This is a genomic window from Stenotrophomonas sp. Steno-Z10-HUANG (genome assembly GCF_056393075.1).
In genome coordinates this window covers 13582-32366 of record NZ_JBWJPA010000007.1, presented here as the reverse complement: position 1 = coordinate 32366, position 18785 = coordinate 13582, and the positions used below count along the sequence as shown (strand labels likewise).

Here is an 18785-nt window from a genome sequence, read left to right as displayed (position 1 = left end):
GATCGCGCGACGGACGCCGGTAATATAGCCGTACTGCCCGCATGCCGGGCGCCGCCGGGTGGCCATCTGGCGCCGCGTCCGCGCCGCGCCAGCCCATTGCCGCCGGCGGGCCCGTAATATGGCGGCGACCCATCCATTTGCCGCGTGGCCGCCCGCCGCGCCGGGGATTCCGCCCGATGCTTTCCCGCACTACCCGGCCCGGGGATCCGGCCGAGTCATCCCGGCGCACGCGTGCCAGCGACGCGCCGCGCGCGCCGGCGGTGGTCGACGCCACCGAGGCACGCGCCATGGCCATGCTGCTGCGCCTGCTGCTGGCCGTGGCCGGCTACCAGTTGCTGCTCCTGCTGTGGGAGGGACCGGCGGCCGGCGCACTGCCGCGGGTGCTGGGCGTGGCCGGCATGCTCACCTGCCTGGTTTCGCTGGAACTGCTGCGGCGCCGGCGCCTGCACCTGTCGGCAATGGCCTTCGTGGTGCTCAACCTGGTGCTGACCTCGGTGGCCTACGGTTACTGGGGCCTGCGCGCGCAGATGCACGGGCAACTGCTGCAGCTGCTGCCGGTACTGCTGGCCGGTGCGCTGCTGGGGCGTCGCGCGCTGTGGCTGGCGACCACCTGGCTGGGCGCGCTGCTGGCGCTGGGTGCGTGGCAGGACGCGGCCGCCGGCTTCTACCTGCCCTCGCGCGTGGAGCTGGTGCTGCGCGACCTGGCGCTGTCCGGCTTCGGCACGGTGGCGGTCGCGTTCGTCCTGGACCAGTCGCTGTCCGCGCTGCGCCACAACCTGCGCATCGCCCAGCGCCGCGGCGCCGACCTGGCGCGCAAGCGCGACGCGCTGCAGCTGGAGATGCAGGAAAAGGAACGCTCGCGCGAGCAGCTGGTGCATGCGCTGAAGATCGAGAACGTGGGCCGGCTGGCCAGCGGCGTGGCGCATGATTTCAACCATCTGCTGGCGCTGATCATGGGCTACGCCGGCAAGGGCCGCCGCAGCGACGATCCGGCCGAGCTGAAGGCGGCGCTGCAGGGCGTGGAGTCGGCGGCGCGGCGCGCCGGCGCGGTGACCCGCCGGCTGCTGGACTTCAGCCGCCAGGACGTGGCCCGGCCGCAGCTGCTGGACGCGGCCCCGACCATCGTCACGATGGAGCCGATGCTGCGCCAGTTGTTCGACGCGCGCACGGTGTTCGAACTGGACGTCGGCCAAGTGCAGTGCCAGATCCATTTCGATCCGGCGCAGCTGGAACTGGTGCTGTTGAGCCTGGCCGCCAATGCCCAGCAGGCGATGCCCGACGGCGGCACCTTCCGGCTGGCGCTGTGCTGCCCGGAGCCGGGCAACGAACTGCGCATCGAGGTGAGCGACAGCGGCCATGGCATGAGCGAGGAAGTGCGGCAGCGCTGCATGGAGCCGTTCTTCACCACCAAGCCCAGCGGCCAGGGCACCGGCCTGGGCCTGGCGGTGGCGGGCAACCTGGTCGCCGCGGCCGACGGCCGCATCGAAGTGGACAGTGCCCCGGGCGAAGGCACCCGGTTCCACCTGTACCTGCCGGCGCGGCCGCTGCCCGCCGGGCCGGTGCCCGCGGCCGGGGGCGGCGAAGCGCTGCCCTGCTGACCGGCGCCGGGTGGCCACCGCGGCGCAGGCCTGGCAGCGGCTACACTGCGGCACGGCCCGTCCGGAAACTCGTCCTTGGTCTCAAGCTGGATCCTGCTGCTGGTCTCGCTCGGCTATGCCGCGCTGCTGTTCGGCGTGGCGTGGTGGGGCGACCATCGGCCCATGTATCCGGACCGGCCATGGCTGCGGCCGGTGGTCTACAGCCTGGCACTGGCGGTGTACTGCTCGTCGTGGACCTTCTACGGCGCGGTCGGCACCGCGGTGCGCTATGGCATCGGCTACCTGCCGATCTACCTGGGGCCGCTGCTGCTGCTGCTGTTCGGCTGGCGCATCATCGAGCGGCTGGCGCTGATCGCGCGCAGCGAGAACGTGGTCTCCATCGCCGATTTCATTTCCTCCCGCTATGGCCGTTCGCGGCGCCTGGCCGCGCTGGTGGCGGTGATCGCGCTGATCGGCGTGGTGCCGTACCTGGCGCTGCAGTACAAGGCGGTGGCGATGAGCCTGCAGGTGCTCACCGGCGACAGCGGCGGTGGCGGCGCGCTCACCGACCCGGCGCTGTACGTGGCGCTGCTGATGGCACTGTTCGCCACCCTGTTCGGCACCCGCCAGGTGGACGCCACCGAACACCACCACGGCATGATGCTGGCCATCGCGCTGGAGTCGATGATCAAGCTGCTGGCGATGGTGGCGGTCGGGGTGTTCGCCTACGTCTGGCTGTCCGACCGCGGCACCGCGGTGGTGGCCTCGGCGCGGACCCTGTTCGAAGGCACGCCGCCGGTCGGTTTCGTCTCGCAGACCCTGCTCAGCTTCCTGGCGTTGATCTGCCTGCCACGCCAGTTCCACGTGGCGGTGGTGGAGTGCGGCGACGTCGGCGACGTGCGCCGCGCGCGCTGGCTGTTCGGCGGCTACCTGGTGCTGATCTCGCTGATGATCGTGCCGATCGCGGTGGCCGGCAACGCGCTGCTCGGCAGCGGCGGGGTGGTCGACGACGCGCTGGTGCTGGCGCTGCCGATGAGCACCGGCAACACCGCGCTGGCGCTGGTGGCCTATGTCGGTGGCTTCTCGGCAGCCACCGGCATGGTGATCGTGTCCTCGATCGCGCTGGCGACGATGATCAGCAACGACCTGGTGATGCCGCTGCTGCTGCGCCGCAGCGGCGACCACCGCGAGGCCGCCGACGTCGCCTCGCGGGTGCTGTGGATCCGCCGCCTGGCGATCCTGCTGCTGGCGCTGGTGGCGTACGGCTATTACCGCGGCAGCAACAACGACACCATGCTCGCCACTTACGGGCTGATGGCCTTCGCCGCGGTGGCGCAGTTCGCGCCGGGCCTGATCGGCGGGCTGTACTGGCGCGGCGCCAGCCGCCGCGGCGTCGGCGCCGGCATGGCGGTGGGCTTCGCGCTGTGGGTCTACACGCTGCTGCTGCCGGCGCTCAGCCACGGTGGCTGGCTCGACGTGGCGCTGGTCGAGCACGGCCCGTTCGGCATCGACTGGCTGCGCCCGGAACAGCTGTTCGGCCTGCGCGGCTGGGACCCGCTGACCCATGGCACCTTCTGGTCGCTGCTGCTCAATGCCGCGACCATGCTGCTGGTGTCGATGCGCTGGCGCCCCGGGGTGGCCGAACGGCTGCGCGTGGCGCCGTTCCTGGAGCCGTATGCGCGGCGCCCGGCGGTGGCCGGCGACTGGCCGGCGCACGTCAAGGTGCGCGACCTGCTGGCGCTGGCCACGCGGGTGGTCGGCGACGTGCGCGCGCGGCGCGCCTTCGTCGAGCAGGCGCAGGCGCTGCAGCGCGAGTTCCAGCCGGCCGCCGCCGCCGACCGCGCCTGGGTGCAGTTCACCGAACGCCTGCTGGCCGCGTCGATCGGCGCCGCCTCCGCGCGCCTGCTGCTGACCAGCCTGCTGCGCGGCTCGGGCATGGACCTGGGCGAAGTGGTCGCGGTGCTGGACGAGGCCGGGCAGGAGCTGCGCTTCAACCGCGAGATCCTGTCGACCACCCTGGAGAACATCAGCGCCGGGGTCAGCGTGGTCGATCCGGACATGCGCCTGACTGCGTGGAACCGCCGCTACCAGCAGATGTTCGGCTACCCCGACGGCATGCTCTACGTGGGCCGCCCGGTCGCCGACCTGATCCGCTACAACGCCGAGCGCGGCGAACTGGGCGAAGGCGACATCGAGGTGCAGATCAACCGCCGCATCGGCCACATGCGCGCCGGCACGCCGCACGTGTTCGAGCGCACCGGCGCCGACGGCAAGGTGATCGAACTGCGCGGCCAGGCCCTGCCCGGCGGCGGCTACGTCACCAGCTACAACGACATCAGCGACTTCAAGCGCGCCGAGCAGGCGCTGCTGGAGGCCAACGAGACCCTGGAGCAGCGCGTGGCCGAGCGTTCGCAGGCGGCCGAGGCGGCGCAGCAGTCCAAGACCCGCTTCCTGGCCGCGATCAGCCACGACGTGCTGCAGCCACTGAACGCCGCGCGACTGTTCGCCTCGGCGCTGCGCGACGGCCTGCACGAGAACGACGAACAACGCCATCTCGCCGAGCGCGTGGACGCCTCGCTGCGCGCGGCCGAGGAGCTGCTCGACGGCCTGCTCGACGTGTCGCGGCTGGATGCCGGCGGGCTGCGCCCGACCCTCAGCGATTTCGATGCCGCGGTGCTGGTGCGCGAGCTGGCCGCGCAGTACACCCCGGTGGCGGCCGGGCGCGGGCTGCGGCTGCATGTGTTCGCGCGCCCGGCGTGGGTGCGCAGCGACCGCCGGCTGCTGCGCCGGGTGCTGCAGAACTTCATGGCCAACGCGCTGCGCTACACCCGCAGCGGGCGCATCGTGCTGGCGCTGCGGGTGCGCGGTGGCCAGGTCGAACTGCAGGTGTGGGATACCGGCCCGGGCATTCCCGAGCACCACATGCAGCAGATCTTCAACGAGTTCCACCGCTACCAGCAGCCGTTTGACTGGGGCGAGCAGGGGCTGGGCCTGGGCCTGTCGATCTGCCAGCGCATTTCGCGCCTGCTGGGCCATGGCCTGGATGCGCGCAGCCAGCCCGGCCGCGGCAGCATGTTCTCCATCACCCTGCCGCGGGTACCGACCCCGGCGGTGGCGCCGCCGCCGCGCGCCATGCCGGGCTTCGGCGGCGACGAGGCGCTGGCCGGCCTGCGTGTGCTGTGCGTGGACAACGACCAGGAAATCCTCGACGGCATGCGCGCGCTGCTCGGCCGCTGGAAGGTGGAAGTGATCGCCGCCAGCACCGTGGACATCGCGCTGCGGAAGATCGCCGAGCACCCCGACGTGATGCTGGTGGACTACCACCTGCACGACCGCATGGACGGGCTCGACGCGCTGGTCGCACTGCGCGCCGCCGCCGGCCGGCCGCTGCCCGGCGCGCTGCTCACCGCCGACGGCCGCGACGAGTTGAAGCGGATGGCGCGCGAGCGCGGCTACCGGGTGTTGACCAAGCCGGTGAAGCCGGCCTCGCTGCGCGCCTTCCTGACCGCCTGGCGGTAGGGCCTCGTGGAAGCCGGTTGCGCCGGCGATTGCCGGCCGCACCGCTCCGCGTAGATGCGCCGCTTGCCGCGCATGGGGTCTCACCGGGAAACCCCGTGCGGGGCGAGCCCCGCACCTACGTGGCTCCTCGCTGCCCGGCGGTAGAACCTCGTCGGCGCCGGGCGCACCGGTGATTGCCGGCCGTGCCGCTTGCGTAGATGCGCCGCTTGCCGCGCATGGGGCCTCACCGGGAAAGCCCGTACGGGGCGAGCCCCGCACCTACGTGGAGCTTCGTCGTTGCCCGGCGGTAGAACCTCGTCGGCGCCGGACGCACCGGTGATTGCCGGCCGTGCCGCTTGCGTAGATGCGCCGCTTGCCGCGCATGGGGTCTCACCGGGAAAGCCCGTGCGGGGCGAGCCCCGCACCTACGGGGTTCCTCGTTGCCCGGCGGTAGAACCTCGTCGGCGCCGGGCGAACCGGTGATTGCCGGCCGCTCGGCGTAGATGCGCTGCTTGCCGCGCATGGGGCTTCACCGGGAAAGCCGTGCGGGGCGAGCCCCGAACCTGCGTGTCAGGCCGCGCCGTGCAGGTGTTCGTACAGGATGCTGGCGCCGATGACGATCAGGATCACGCCGCCGACGATCTCGGCGCGCTTGCCGACCAGCGCGCCGAGCACGCGCCCGAGCATGATGCCCAGGGTCACCATGACCAGCGTGCACAGGCCGATGACCAGTGCCACCACGCCGATATGCACGTCCAGGAAGGCCAGGCTCACGCCGACCGCGGCCGCGTCGATGCTGGTGGCCAGGCCGGTGGCGGCCAGCGTCCAGAAGCGGTGGTGGCGGTTGTCGCCGGCGTCCTGGGTTTCCTCCTCGGCATCCGGGCGCAGCCCGGCCACGATCATGTGCACGCCCAGCGCGCCGAGCAGGACGAAGGCGATCCAGTGGTCGAACGCTTCCACGTACTGCGAGGTGGCGCGGCCCAGCAACCAGCCCAGCAGCGGGGTGATGGCTTCGATCACGCCGAAGATCAGGCCGGCGCGCAGTGCGTCGGGCAGGCGCGGCCGGCGCATCGCCGCCCCCTTGCCGATCGCGGCGGCGAAGGCGTCGGTGGACATGGCGAAGCCGATCAGGAGGATGGAAAGTGGGGACATCGGGTTTTCCTGGCCGGGCGGACACGGACGGCACGCGGCGCGCCCGACCTGACGTTGCGCTCGCATGCCGTTGGTCTCGCCAACCGTGGAACCGGTCGCACGCGCCACGACGCAATGGTCGAGTGTGTTGACGCGTGCGCTTCCAGACGCTGGAAGCAGGCTACTCCCCAAGGGAGCGCGGATTCTAGCACGCCGCCGTGGCGCCCGCGGCCCTCGCCTGCGGCCGCTGACATGCGCCTGTCATCAGGCGCTGGCCTCATTGCGCCGCGCGCCGCCCGCGGCGCGCCTGCGTTCGCCGGACGTCCTAAAGAAAGCGCGGCAGCGGCCGATCCAGAGGCGTCCCCACGCCCGGAGTCGTGCAATGAAGTTCCCGCTTGGAATCGCCCAGAAGCTGCGGTTGAGCCTGTTGGCCCTGGTGGTCGGCCTGGCCGTGATCGGTTCGGCCTATGCCTGGCTCAGCGCCGGCACCCGTGCCGCCGACCAGCGCCTGCAACGCTACCAGCAGGACGCGGCGCGGCTGGAGAACCTGGCGCGTGCCTTCGCCGAAGCGCGGCGCGCGCAGGCCGAGTATGCCATGTCGTTCTCGACCACCGCCGGGCAGGCGTTCGGCAAGGCGCGTGCGCAGCTGGGCCAGGCATTGGCGCCGGTGCCTGGCGCCGAACCGTGGCCGCCCGGGCTGGCCACCGCGCTGCAGGCCTACCTGGAATCGGCGCGGCTGCTGGACGAGCGCATCGGCGAGCTCGGCCACGATGCCGACAGCGGCATGCAGGGCGAACTGCGCGCCGCGGTGCACACCGTGGAGAACCTGATCGGCGAATACCGCGAACCGGAGCTGCAGGTGTCGATGCTGAGCATGCGCCGCCACGAGAAGGACTTCATCCTGCGCCGCGACCAGAAGTACGCCGACGAACTGGGCGCCGAAGCGATGCCGTTCGAACTGCTGCTGCAGCGCGCGCGCATGCCCGAGCCGGTGCGCGCGCAGGTGCGCGAGGCGATGCAGCGCTACCAGGGGGCGTTCCTGTCCTATGCGGCGGCGCGCTTCGGCGTGGACAGCGAGACCCAGGCGCTGGACGACTATGCCGCGCAGGTGGACCCGGTGATCCTGCGCCTGCAGCGCGACCAGCGCAGCGCGCTGCAGACGCAGCAGGCCGGGCAGGCCGCCGCGCGCAACTGGATGAACGCCGCCTTCGCCGCCACCGTGCTGATCGTCGGCGCGCTGCTGGTGACCCTGCTGGTGCTGCTGCTGCGTGCCATCGACCGGCCGCTGGCCGCGGCCGCGGCGTTCGCCGGGGCGATCGCCGACGACCACCTGGACGGCACCCTGGTGGTGCGCAACCGGCATGACGAGATCGGCCGCCTCGCCACCGCGCTGATGCAGATGCAGGCCAGCCTGCGCGAACGCATCGCCAGCGAGCGCGTGGCCGCGCTGGCCAACCAGCGCGTGCGCCAGGCGCTGGACGTGGCGCGTGCCGCGGTACTGGTCACCGATGGCGACGGACGCGTGGTGTACGCCAACGATGCCCTGCGCCAGACCTTCGCCGAGGCGGGCGTCGATGCCGCGGTGGATACCGGCGCAGACGTGGCTGCACTCGGCACCGAGGTGGCCGCGGTGCTGGCGCGGGCCCGCGGGGAGGGCGCTACGGTCGATGCCGAAGTCGAGCTGGGCAACACCGGCTTCCTGCTGCGCGCCAGCCCGGTGCTGGAACAGGCGCGGGTGCTGGGGCTGGTGATGGAATGGCAGGACCGGCGCCTGGAGCGGGTAATCGCCCACGAAGTCGCGGCGGTCGTGGCCGCGGCCGCGGCCGGCGACCTGCAAGGGCGCATCGAACTGGCCGACAAGCAGGGCTTCGTGCGCGAGCTGGCCGGGCGCATCAACGCGCTGCTGGACAGCGTGCAGACCCAGGTCGGCGATGCCACGCGGGTGATCGGCCACTTCGCCCGTGGCGACCTGAGCGCGCGCATGCGCGACGATGGCGACGGCATCTACGCGCGGCTGCGGCAGGGGCTGGAGGTGGCGATGCGCCAGGTCGGGGCCATTGTCTCCAGCATCCAGCAGTCGGCCGGCAGCGTGCAGTCGGCGGTGGCCGACATGGCCAGCGGCACCCGCGAACTGTCCGCGCAGGTCCAGCAGCAGGTCGACGACGTGCACGACGCGCTGCAGCGCGTACGCTCGGTGGCCGGGGAGGCGCGCGAGAACGCCGACAGCGCGCGCCACAGCGCCGAGATCTCCGAAGCCGCGAGCGTGGCCGCCGAACGCGGGCGCGAGGCCACCACCGCCGCGGTGGCCGGCATGGAGCGGCTGCGCGCGTCCTCGCGCCATATCCGCGAGATCGTCGCCACGGTCGACAGCCTGTCGTTCCAGACCAACCTGCTGGCCCTCAACGCGGCGGTGGAAGCCGCGCGCGCCGGCAGCCATGGCCGCGGCTTCGCGGTGGTCGCCGGCGAAGTGCGGCAGCTGGCGCAGCGCTCGGCCGCGGCGTCGCAGCAGATCCGCGCGCTGGTGGATGCCTCGCTGCAGCAGGTCGAGGCCGGCGCCCATCTGGTCGACAGCAGCGGCGAGGCGATGCAGGACATCGGCGGCCGCGTGCAGCAGGTGGTGGTGGCGATGGCGCGCATCGACGCGGCGTCGGCGCGCCAGGTCAGCGCGGTGGACGACGTCGAGCGGCTGCTGCGGCGCATCGGCGACGGCACCCGCCAGAGCGGCAACGTCGCCCGCGCGTCCTCGCAGGCGGCGCTGGCCATGCACGAGCAGGCGCAGGAGCTGGCGGCGGCGGCGGAAACCTTCGTGGTGGACGGCGCCGCCGCGCCGCGGCTTTCGCCGGCGGCCTGACCGTGGACGCGACGGCGGGGCGGCGGCGTGCCGCCCCGGCATGGCGTGGCTCAGTCTTCTTCCGGCGGCAGCACGATGCTGTCGTCGTCGATGGCCAGCTTGCCGGCCATCAGCACCGCCTGGGTGCGGTTGGTGACGCCGAGCTTGCGCAGGATCGCGGTGACGTGCGCCTTGATCGTGGCCTCGGACACGTTCAGGTCGTAGGCGATCTGCTTGTTGAGGCGCCCGGCGCCGAGCATCTGCAGCACCCGGAACTGCTGCGGGGTGAGTTCGCGCAGGCGCTGGCCGACCTCGCGTTCCTCGTGGTCGGTGGGCGGCACGTTGTGCGCCTCGGCCGGTGCCCAGCGCTCGCCGTCGAGGATGGTGCCCAGGGCATGGCCGATGGTGTCCGAATCGGCCGACTTGGGGATGAAGCCGAACGCGCCATGGTCGAGCGCGCGGCGCATCACCGTCGGTTCCTCGCGCGCGGACACCACCACGATCGGTAACTGCGGGTGCAGCGAGCGCAGGTGCACCAGCGCGTTGAACCCCTGCGCGCCGGGCATGTTCAGGTCCATCAGCACCAGATCGGCATCGGGATGCTGCTCGGCCAGCGCATACAGCGCCTCGACGCTGTCGGCCTCCAGCAGCTGCACCCCGGGAATGACCCGCTGCACCGCGCCGCGCAGCGCTTCGCGGAACAGCGGGTGGTCATCGGCGATCAGCAGGGTAGGCATTGGAGCAGGAGTGGCTGAAGAGGAGTGAGGAGTGAGAGAAGGCAAAAACAAAAGCCGGTCTGCTTGCGGGGAGAGGTTGGGAAAAGGGCGGAGTGAGAAGCGGGCAATCAAACCACTGTTGCTTTCTCTCACTCCTCACTCCTCTTCACTCATCTCCTGGCTTCACCGAACCTTGCGCTCTTCCACCAGCGACGCCACCACCGAGGGGTCGGCCAGGGTCGAGGTGTCGCCGAGCTGGTCCGGTGCATTTTCGGCGATCTTGCGCAGGATGCGGCGCATGATCTTGCCCGAGCGGGTCTTGGGCAGCCCCGGCGCCCACTGCAGGTGGTCCGGTGCGGCGATCGGGCCGATCTCCTTGCGCACCCACGCCACCAGTTCCTTGAGCAGCTCGTCGGTCTGCGCCTCGCCGGCCACCAGGGTGACGTAGGCGTAGATGCCCTGGCCCTTGATGTCGTGCGGGAAGCCGACCACCGCGGCCTCGGCCACCTTCGGGTGGCTGACCAGCGCGCTTTCCACTTCGGCGGTGCCGATGCGGTGGCCGGAGACGTTGATCACGTCGTCGACGCGGCCGGTGATCCAGTAATAGCCGTCCTCGTCGCGGCGGCAGCCATCGCCGGTGAAGTAGCTGCCCGGGTAGGTGCGGAAATAGGTGTCGATGAAGCGCTGGTGGTCGCCGTAGACGGTGCGCATCTGCCCCGGCCACGAGTCGCGGATGATCAGGTTGCCTTCGGTGGCGCCTTCCTGGATCTCGCCGTCGGCGTTGACCAGCGCCGGCTGCACGCCGAAGAACGGCAGGGTCGCCGAGCCGGGCTTGAGGTCCACCGCGCCGGGCAGCGGCGCAATCAGGATGCCGCCGGTCTCGGTCTGCCACCAGGTGTCCACGATCGGGCAGCGCGCGTCGCCCACCACGTCGTGGTACCAGCGCCAGGCTTCGGGGTTGATCGGCTCGCCGACGCTGCCGAGCAGGCGCAGGCTCTTGCGCGAGGTGCGCTTGACCGGCGCCTCGCCGTCGCGCATCAGCGCGCGGATCGCGGTGGGCGCGGTGTAGAAGATCGTGACCTGGTGCTTGTCGATCACCTGCCAGAAGCGCGAGGTGTCGGGGTAGTTCGGCACGCCCTCGAACATCACCGAGGTGGCGCCGTTGGCCAGCGGGCCGTAGACGATGTAGCTGTGGCCGGTGACCCAGCCGACGTCGGCGGTGCACCAGTAGACGTCGTCCTCGCGCAGGTCGAACACCGCCTCGTGGGTGTAGGCGGCGAACAGCAGGTAACCGCCGCTGGTATGCAGCACGCCCTTCGGCTTGCCGGTGGAACCGGAGGTGTAGAGGATGAACAGCGGGTCCTCGGCGTTCATGCGTTCCGGCTCGCACTGCGCCGGTTGGGTGTCCACCACGTCATGGAACCAGCGGTCGCGCGGCGCCTGCATGTCCACCGCCGCACCGGTATGGCGCACCACCAGCACGGTTTCCACGGTGTGGGTGCCGGGCAGCTTCAGCGCCGCGTCGACGTTGGCCTTCAGCGGCACCTTGCGGCCGCCGCGCAGGCCTTCGTCGGCGGTGATGATCAGCTTGCTGCCGCAGTCGCCGACGCGGTCGGCGATGGAATTGGCGGCGAAGCCGCCGAACACCACCGAGTGGATCGCGCCGATGCGCGCGCAGGCCAGCATCGCCACCGCGGCGTCGACGATCATCGGCAGGTAGATGGTGACGCGGTCGCCCTTGCCGACGCCGAGGTTGCGCAGCGCGTTGCCGAGCCTGCACACGCGTTCGTGCAGCTCGCGGTAGGTGACCTTCTGCGCCGGCATGTCCGGGCTGTCCGGCTCGAACAGAAGCGCGGTCTTGTCGCCGCGGGTGGCCAGCTGGCGGTCCAGGCAGTTCACGCTGACGTTGAGCTCGCCGTCCTCGAACCACTTGATGCGGAAATCATCCAGCTGGTAGCTGACGTTCTTGATCCGGGTGGGCTTGGTGAACCAGTCCAGGCGCTCGGCGGCCCTGGCCCAGAACGCATCGGGGTTTTCCACCGATTCGCGGTACTGCTGCTGGTACGTGGTCTTGTCGATCCGCGCCCGGGCGGCGAACGCGGGATCGACGGGATAGAGATCAGCCATGGCAATACCCTCACCTTTGCACTTGTAACCAATGGGGGAGCCGCATCTGCGACGCGGCCGCGACCTCCCAAGTGTGCCGCATCACCCCAGTCGCGCGCTGCCCCCCGGCTTAGACGATGGTCGAATACCCGCGCGCTTTCGACTAATGGCGAATAGCCGCCCGCGGTGAACGCCGCGCACCCTGCCGTGGACCGTGCGACCGACGCGGCCGTCAACGCCAGCCGGAGAGAGGCAGACCTGATGAACAGACACGTGTTGAAACGCGCGGACCGCGCGTTCCCCGCCACGACGATGGTGCGCCGGCCACTTGCCGCCGCGTTGTTCGTGGCGCTGCTGGCGCCGGGCATGGCCCTGGCCGGCACGGCGAAGGAGAAGGCGCTGGAAGCGCGCGTCGCCGAACTCGAGCGCCAGGTGCAGCTGCTGCTCTCCACCCAGCAGCAACAGCAGGGCGCGATCGCCCAGGCCCAGGGCGATGTGCAGCAGGTGCGCGCCGAACAGGCGGCGGCCGCCGCCGCGCCGGCCAGGCCCGCGGTGCCGGCCGGCAAGCAGCCGATCCAGGTGACCAGCATCACCCCGGGCGCCACGCCGGGCACCACCTTCAAGTTCGGCGGCTTCATCAAGGCCGACTTCCTGGCCACCCGCACCGGCGACGGCCAGCTTGCCGACGACGCCACCGGCCGTTCGCTGTACCTGCCGGGGCAGACCCCGGTGCATGGCGCCGGCGGTTCGGGCAAGGCCTCGGGCGTGGACTACAACGCCCACGCCAAGTTCTCGCGCTTCAACCTGGGCGTGGACCACGTCGCCGAGAACGGCGACAAGGCCGGCGCGCTGGTGGAGATGGACTTCTTCGGCAACGCGCTGGGCAACCAGACCGCGACCAACACCTACGGCGTCACCCTGCGCCATGCCTACATGTACTGGAACAACTGGCTGGCCGGCCAGACCTGGTCCAACTTCATGGACGCGGCCTCCATTCCCGAGGCGGTGGACTTCGTCGGCCCGACCGACGGCGTGATCTTCGTGCGCCAGGCACAGGTGCGCTACACCCGGGGCGGCTTCAGCGCCGCGCTGGAGAACCCGGAAACCACGCTGGTCGGCGCCACCAGCTCCGACCGCGGCTCGCTGCCCGACCTGACCGTGCGCTACGGCTGGAAGGGCGACTGGGGCACCTTCGGCGTGGCCGGCCTGCTGCGCCAGCTGAAGGTGGACAACCAGGCCACCGGCGCCCACGCCACCGCCACCGGCGGCGGCCTGACCGTGGGCGGCAAATGGGTGATGGGCGGCAGCGATTCGCTGCACTACCAGCTCACCGGCGGCCAGGGCATCGCCCGCTACATCGGCCTGGGCATCACCGGCGACAGCGCCTGGGACGCGGTGCGCGACGAACTCGACCCGACCGGGGTGATCGCCGGCTACGTCGGCTGGCGCCACGCCTTCACCCCGAAGCTGCGCACCAACCTGATCTACGCGCGCAGCGACTACGACAACGATGCCTCGATCACCGGCGCGCTGGTGACCAAGAGCGTGCAGTCGATCCGCGGCAACGTGTTCTACACGCCCATGCCCAAGGTCGATATCGGCGCCGAGCTGATGTACGGCGTGCGCGAGATCGAGAACGGCCGCAAGGGCGACATCAGCCGCGTGCAGTTCACCACCAAGTACAGCTTCTGAGTCCCGGCAGCGGCGTCGCCACGGCGCCGCTGCCACCGCGGTAAACGCAGTCCCCTTCTCCCTACCCCCACGGGGAGCACTCATGCCCGCACCGGCGCGCAGCGCACGCCGGGGCCCGTATTCCCGAAATCTGGAGAATCCCGATGAATGCTTCCGTCGATCCCCGTGTTGAGCGGATCGCCTCCCACCCGGCCTACCGGCGGCTGCGACAGTCGCGCAATCGCCTGGGCTGGATCCTCACCGTGCTGATGCTGCTGGCCTACTACGGCTACATCGGCCTGATCGCCTTCGACAAGGCGTTCCTCGCCACCCCGCTGGGTGCGGGCCGCATCACCACCATCGGCATCCCGATCGCGTTGGGGCTGATGGTGTTCACCATCCTCATCACCGGCTTCTACGTACGCCGCGCCAACAAGGAGTTCGACCAGTTGACCCAGCAGATCGTGGAGGACGCGCAATGACCCGTCCGTTCCTGCGCCCGGCCGCGCTCATCGCCCTGCTGGCCGCCAGTGGCGCGGCCCTGGCGGCCGGTGGCGACATCGGCCAGACCGTGCGCCAGCCCACCAACTGGACGGCGATCGTGATGTTCGCCGCGTTCGTGCTGGCGACCCTGGGCATCACCAAGTGGGCCGCCGCGCGCACCCGCTCGGCGTCCGATTTCTACACCGCCGGCGGCGGCATCACCGGCTTCCAGAACGGCCTGGCGATCGCCGGCGACTACATGTCGGCGGCCTCGTTCCTGGGCATCACCGCGGCGGTGATGGCCAACGGCTACGACGGCCTGATCTACGCCATCGGCTTCCTGGTCGGCTGGCCGATCCTGACCTTCCTGATGGCCGAACGGCTGCGCAACCTCGGCCGCTTCACCTTCGCCGACGTCGCCGGCTACCGCTTCGCGCAGAAGCCGATCCGGCTGTTCGCCGCCTCCGGCACGCTGGTGGTGGTGCTGTTCTACCTGATCGCGCAGATGGTCGGCGCCGGCGCGCTGATCAAGCTGCTGTTCGGCCTGGACTACTGGATCGCGGTGGTGCTGGTGGGCGTGCTGATGATGGTCTACGTGCTGTTCGGCGGCATGACCGCCACCACCTGGGTGCAGATCATCAAGGCCTGCCTGCTGCTGTCCGGGGTGACCTTCATGGCGCTGATGGTGATGTGGCAGTTCGGCTTCAGCTTCGAGAAGCTGTTCGCCACCGCGGTGCAGGTCAAGACCCAGATCGCGGCCAATGGCGGCAAGAGCGCGGAAGAGGCCGCCGCGGCCGGCCTGTCGATCATGGGCCCGGGCGGGTTCGTCAAGGATCCGATCTCGGCCATTTCCTTCGGCATGGCGCTGATGTTCGGCACCGCCGGCCTGCCGCACATCCTGATGCGCTTCTTCACCGTTCCCGATGCGAAGCAGGCGCGCAAGTCGGTGTTCTGGGCCACCACCTGGATCGGCTACTTCTACATCCTGATCTTCATCATCGGCTTCGGCGCCATCGCCCTGGTGCTGACCAACCCGGCCTACGCCGACCCGGTCACCGGCACCATCCAGGGCGGGCCGAACATGGCCGCGGTGCTGGTCGGCAAGGCGGTGGGCGGCAACCTGTTCATGGGCTTCATCTCGGCGGTCGCGTTCGCCACCATCCTGGCGGTGGTGGCCGGGTTGACGCTGTCCGGTGCCTCGGCGGTGTCGCACGACCTGTACGCCACGGTGATCATGAAGGGCAGGCCGCCGGCCGGCACCGAACTGCGCGTGTCGCGCGCCACCACCCTGGTGCTGGGCGTGGTCGCGGTACTGCTGGGCATCGCCTTCGAGAAGCAGAACGTGGCCTTCATGGTGTCGCTGGCGTTCGCCATCGCCGCCTCGGCCAACTTCCCGGTGCTGATCCTGTCGCTGCTGTGGAAGGACTGCACCACCCGCGGTGCGGTGATCGGTGGCTTCCTCGGTCTGGCCTCGTCGCTGCTGCTGACCCTGCTGTCGCCGTCGGTGTGGGTCGACACGCTCGGCAACCCGGCCGGCAGCGCGCCGTTCCCGTACACCAGCCCGGCGCTGTTCTCGATGACCATCGCCTTCGTCGGCATCTGGCTGTTCTCGGTGCTGGACAACAGTGCGCGGGCCAAGGCCGAACGCGCCGCATACCCGGCGCAGCAGGTGCGTGCCGAGACCGGTGTGGGCGCCAGCCGGGCCGCCGATCACTGATCGCGGCCTGGCAGCAACCCTGACGAAGGCCGCCCGGCGACGGGCGGCCTTCGCCGTTTGCGGGGGTGCCACCCGGATCGGCCGTGCCGTTACCATGCTGGTCGCACTCCCGCATCCGTTCCATGCCAGAGGATCTTCCATGACCGTCCGCGTCCGTCGTTCCCCGCCCCCGCGCCTGCAGGCGTCCCTGCTGGCCTCTGCCCTGCTGCTGGGCAGCCTGTGCGCCCTGCCGACGGTAGCCATGGCACGGCAGGCGCCGCCGCAGCCGCTCGCGCTGCAGGCCGAGGCCGAGCGCCTGGCGGCGCAGCTGCCGGGCGACGTCGGCGTGGCGCTGGTGCATCTGCAAAGTGGTCGCGCGGTCTATCTCAACGCCGACCAGCCGCTGCCGATGGCCAGCACCATGAAGGTGCCGGTGGCCGTGCACATCCTCAAGCTGGTCGACGAGGGCAAGCTGGGCCTGCAGCAGCAGGTACTGCTGGGCCCTGACGACATCTACCCCGACATGGGCGGGCCGATGGACACCCATCTCAGCGCCGGTTCGGCCCTCACCATCCGCGACCTGCTGCACATGATGATCACGGTCAGCGACAACAACGCCACCGACATCCTGGTCCGCACCGGCGGCGGCCCCGAGGCAGTGCAGCAGCGCATGCGCGCGCTGGGCGTCGAGGGCCTGCGCGTGGACCGCTACATCTGGGAACTGCTGGCCAACTACTACGGCGACGCCGCCTCGCACGCGCAGCCGCTGGGCCCGGCCGCCTATGGCGAGCTGTCGCGCAGCGAACGCAGCGAGGCGCAGCGGCGAACCAACATGGACGCCTGGAACGCCGACCCGCGCGACACCAGCAGTGCCCGCGCCATGGCGCAGCTGCTGCAGCGCACCTGGAAGGGCGAGGTCCTGTCGCCGCAATCGACCCGGGTGCTGCAGCAGATCATGCTCGACACCCGCACCGGCAGCGCGCGCCTGCGCGGCATGCTGCCCAGCGGCACGCCGGTGGCGCACAAGACCGGCACCGTCGGCGATGTGATCAACGACGTCGGCGTGATCGAGCTGCCGAACGGCCGCGGCCAGGTGGTGGCCGCGGTGTTCATCCGTTCGCGCGCCTCCACCGAAGCCCGCGACGCCGCCATCGCGCAGCTGGCGCGCGCCGCGCACGACTACTTCCTGTTCGTGCCCTGAGCGGCGGTCCGCGCTAGCCGCGCCCGCGCAGCGGCTCGACCGCGTCAGCCGCCTCGCCGCCGTCGAACACGTCCTCCAGGTTGCGGTACTCGCTGGGCGTCATGCCGACGGTGGCCTTGAACTGGCGCGCGAACGCGCTCTGGTCGCTGAAGCCGCAGCGCTGGCCGATGCCGGCGATGCTGCCGGGCTCGCGCAGCAGGCGCATGGCCATCTCGATGCGCAGCTTGATCAGGTACTGCTGCGGGGTGAGCTGGAACACGTGGCGGAAATGCCGTTCCAGCTGTGCCAGCGACATGCCGGCCAGCTCCGCCAGCTGCGGCGCGCGCAGATTGGATTCGAAATGTTCCTGCATGTGCGCCACCACCCGGTCGAGCTGGGCGAAGGCCGAGTGGCGGCTGTTGGGCCGGCCGAGATCGCGGGAAACGCCCATCAGCCCGCAGATCACGCCATCGCGGAACAGCGGCCGCTTGACGGTCAGGCACCAGCCGGGGCGACGGTTCGGATACAGGTGCACTTCCAGGCGGTCGGCGATGGGATCGCCGGCCAGCACCTGCCGGTCCTGCAGCAGGTAGCGGTTGCCCAGCGGCGCTGGGAACACTTCCAGCGGCGAGCGGCCGATGACCTCGCCGCGCTTCCTGCGGCCCAGCCGCTGCACCAAGGTGAGGTTGCAGTGCGTGTAGCGCCCCTCGCGGTCCTTCACGAAGAACACGGTATCCGGCAGCGCATCGAACAGGTGCTGTACTTCGCTTGAGGAATGCTGGGCGTCCATGGGCGTCGTCTTCGCGTTGGCGGTCGTCGGCGTGGCGTGCGGCCGATGCTAGCGCATGCTTCCACGCCGTGGCGCGGCGTTCATGGGGTTGTGCCGAATTCCGCATGAGGGCGCCGAATGCACTGCTATTCGGCCCTGCGGCCGCGGTGGGAGCATGTCCGCATGCACCGGATAGACATCATCGATTCCCATACCGCCGGCGAGCCCACCCGGGTCGTGCTCGGTGGCTTTCCCGACCTCGGCGGCGGCAGCCTGCGCCAGCGCCGCGAGCGCCTGGCCAGGGAATTCGACCATTGGCGCGCGGCGCTGGCCTGCGAGCCGCGCGGCTCGGACACCATGGTGGGCGCGCTGCTGCTGCCACCGGAAGATCCGTCGGCGTGCACCGGGGTGATCTTCTTCAACAACGTCGGCTGCCTGGGCATGTGCGGCCACGGCACCATCGGCGTGGTGCGCACCCTGGCCGAGCTGGGCCGTATCCAGCCCGGACGGCACCGCATCGAGACACCGGTGGGCATGGTCGGCGTGGAACTGTTCGACGATGGCCGCGTGGCGGTGGACAACGTGGAGAGCTGGCGCCACCTGCACGATGTGGCGGTGGACGTGCCCGGCCACGGCGTGGTGCGCGGCGACGTGGCCTGGGGCGGCAACTGGTTCTTCATCACCACGCAGGCGCCGTGCGCGCTGACCCTGGCCAACCAGCGCGAGCTGTCCGCCTATACCGAAGCGATCCGCCTGGCGCTGGAGCGCGACGGCATCACCGGCGCCGATGGCGCCATCGACCATGTCGAGGTCAACGCGGCCGCGCCCGACGGCAGCGGCGCCGCGCGCAACTTCGTGCTGTGCCCGGGCCTGGCCTACGACCGTTCGCCCTGCGGCACCGGCACCAGCGCCAAGCTGGCCTGCCTGGCCGCCGACGGAAAGCTGGCCGAAGGCGCGAGCTGGGTGCAGCAGGGCATCCTCGGCAGCGCGTTCGAGGCGTCGTACCGGCGGGGCGCGCGCGGCATCCTGCCGCGGATCATCGGCCAGGCCTGGATCACCGCGCGCGCGACCCTGCTGATCGATGATGCCGATCCGTTCGCCTGGGGCATCGGCAGCCAGGCGCCGTGA

Annotated in this window: 12 protein-coding genes and 1 riboswitch; of the genes, 8 read left to right on the top strand and 4 right to left on the bottom strand. The window is 70.9% G+C overall.

The genetic code is table 11. The features are described from left to right. Positions 1-176 precede the first annotated feature (176 nt). Complete coding sequence (locus AC06E6_RS10870; protein ID WP_313248015.1) at positions 177-1598, top strand: sensor histidine kinase; 1422 nt, start codon at positions 177-179, stop codon at positions 1596-1598. Positions 1599-1673: 75 nt separating this feature from the next. Then, entirely contained in the window at positions 1674-5096 is a 3423-nt protein-coding gene (locus tag AC06E6_RS10865) for a hybrid sensor histidine kinase/response regulator (RefSeq protein WP_478061293.1), read from the top strand. A gap of 549 nt (positions 5097-5645) precedes the next feature. Here AC06E6_RS10865 and AC06E6_RS10860 read toward each other — a convergent pair. Continuing rightward, a complete protein-coding gene (locus tag AC06E6_RS10860; RefSeq protein WP_104939965.1) occupies positions 5646-6227 on the bottom strand; it encodes a manganese efflux pump MntP in 582 nt (193 codons plus the stop codon). Between the two features lie 8 nt (positions 6228-6235). Further along, positions 6236-6398, bottom strand: a riboswitch (yybP-ykoY riboswitch). 190 nt (positions 6399-6588) lie between these two features. Here AC06E6_RS10860 and AC06E6_RS10855 point away from each other — a divergent pair. Next, a complete protein-coding gene (locus tag AC06E6_RS10855; protein WP_478061290.1) occupies positions 6589-9057 on the top strand; it encodes a methyl-accepting chemotaxis protein in 2469 nt (822 codons plus the stop codon). A 50-nt stretch (positions 9058-9107) separates the two neighbouring features. Here AC06E6_RS10855 and AC06E6_RS10850 read toward each other — a convergent pair whose 3' ends face one another. Both AC06E6_RS10850 and acs read right to left on the bottom strand, forming a co-directional pair. Continuing rightward, positions 9108-9773, bottom strand: a complete 666-nt coding sequence (locus tag AC06E6_RS10850) for a response regulator transcription factor (protein WP_054668422.1) — start codon at positions 9771-9773, stop codon at positions 9108-9110. A 162-nt stretch (positions 9774-9935) separates the two neighbouring features. Next, positions 9936-11879 (bottom strand): acetate--CoA ligase, encoded by a 1944-nt coding sequence (gene acs / locus AC06E6_RS10845; RefSeq protein ID WP_104939963.1) that lies wholly within the window; start codon positions 11877-11879, stop codon positions 9936-9938. A gap of 240 nt (positions 11880-12119) precedes the next feature. Here acs and AC06E6_RS10840 point away from each other — a divergent pair, with 240 nt between their 5' ends. From AC06E6_RS10840 to bla, 4 genes are all read left to right on the top strand, one after another. Next, on the top strand, positions 12120-13550 hold the full coding sequence (locus AC06E6_RS10840; RefSeq protein WP_233996255.1) for a DcaP family trimeric outer membrane transporter: 1431 nt from the start codon (positions 12120-12122) through the stop codon (positions 13548-13550). A 143-nt stretch (positions 13551-13693) separates the two neighbouring features. Continuing rightward, complete coding sequence (locus AC06E6_RS10835) at positions 13694-14011, top strand: DUF485 domain-containing protein (RefSeq protein WP_104939961.1); 318 nt, start codon at positions 13694-13696, stop codon at positions 14009-14011. Next, entirely contained in the window at positions 14008-15729 is a 1722-nt protein-coding gene (locus AC06E6_RS10830; RefSeq protein ID WP_313255917.1) for a cation acetate symporter, read from the top strand. Before AC06E6_RS10835 ends, AC06E6_RS10830 begins: the two co-directional genes overlap by 4 nt. A 139-nt stretch (positions 15730-15868) precedes the next feature. After that, positions 15869-16909 (top strand): class A beta-lactamase, encoded by a 1041-nt coding sequence (bla, locus tag AC06E6_RS10825; protein WP_478061288.1) that lies wholly within the window; start codon positions 15869-15871, stop codon positions 16907-16909. Positions 16910-16922: 13 nt separating this feature from the next. Here the strand turns inward: bla and AC06E6_RS10820 are convergent, their stop codons facing one another. Beyond that, a complete protein-coding gene (locus tag AC06E6_RS10820) occupies positions 16923-17678 on the bottom strand; it encodes an AraC family transcriptional regulator (RefSeq protein WP_240213099.1) in 756 nt (251 codons plus the stop codon). A gap of 162 nt (positions 17679-17840) precedes the next feature. Between AC06E6_RS10820 and AC06E6_RS10815 the strand changes: the two genes are divergently transcribed. Further along, on the top strand, positions 17841-18785 hold the full coding sequence (locus AC06E6_RS10815) for a proline racemase family protein (RefSeq protein WP_104940324.1): 945 nt from the start codon (positions 17841-17843) through the stop codon (positions 18783-18785).

What these genes read in the sequence shown, in the direction of transcription:
- AC06E6_RS10835 (WP_104939961.1), top strand. Translation starts at nt 13,694, where the DNA reads ATGAATGCTTCCGTCGATCCCCGTGTTGAGCGGATCGCCTCCCACCCG.
- AC06E6_RS10830 (WP_313255917.1), top strand. Translation starts at nt 14,008, where the DNA reads ATGACCCGTCCGTTCCTGCGCCCGGCCGCGCTCATCGCCCTGCTGGCC.
- AC06E6_RS10860 (WP_104939965.1), bottom strand. Translation starts at nt 6,227, where the DNA reads ATGTCCCCACTTTCCATCCTCCTGATCGGCTTCGCCATGTCCACCGAC.
- bla (WP_478061288.1), top strand. Translation starts at nt 15,869, where the DNA reads ATGACCGTCCGCGTCCGTCGTTCCCCGCCCCCGCGCCTGCAGGCGTCC.
- AC06E6_RS10840 (WP_233996255.1), top strand. Translation starts at nt 12,120, where the DNA reads ATGAACAGACACGTGTTGAAACGCGCGGACCGCGCGTTCCCCGCCACG.
- AC06E6_RS10870 (WP_313248015.1), top strand. Translation starts at nt 177, where the DNA reads ATGCTTTCCCGCACTACCCGGCCCGGGGATCCGGCCGAGTCATCCCGG.
- AC06E6_RS10815 (WP_104940324.1), top strand. Translation starts at nt 17,841, where the DNA reads ATGCACCGGATAGACATCATCGATTCCCATACCGCCGGCGAGCCCACC.
- AC06E6_RS10850 (WP_054668422.1), bottom strand. Translation starts at nt 9,773, where the DNA reads ATGCCTACCCTGCTGATCGCCGATGACCACCCGCTGTTCCGCGAAGCG.
- acs (WP_104939963.1), bottom strand. Translation starts at nt 11,879, where the DNA reads ATGGCTGATCTCTATCCCGTCGATCCCGCGTTCGCCGCCCGGGCGCGG.
- AC06E6_RS10820 (WP_240213099.1), bottom strand. Translation starts at nt 17,678, where the DNA reads ATGGACGCCCAGCATTCCTCAAGCGAAGTACAGCACCTGTTCGATGCG.
- AC06E6_RS10855 (WP_478061290.1), top strand. Translation starts at nt 6,589, where the DNA reads ATGAAGTTCCCGCTTGGAATCGCCCAGAAGCTGCGGTTGAGCCTGTTG.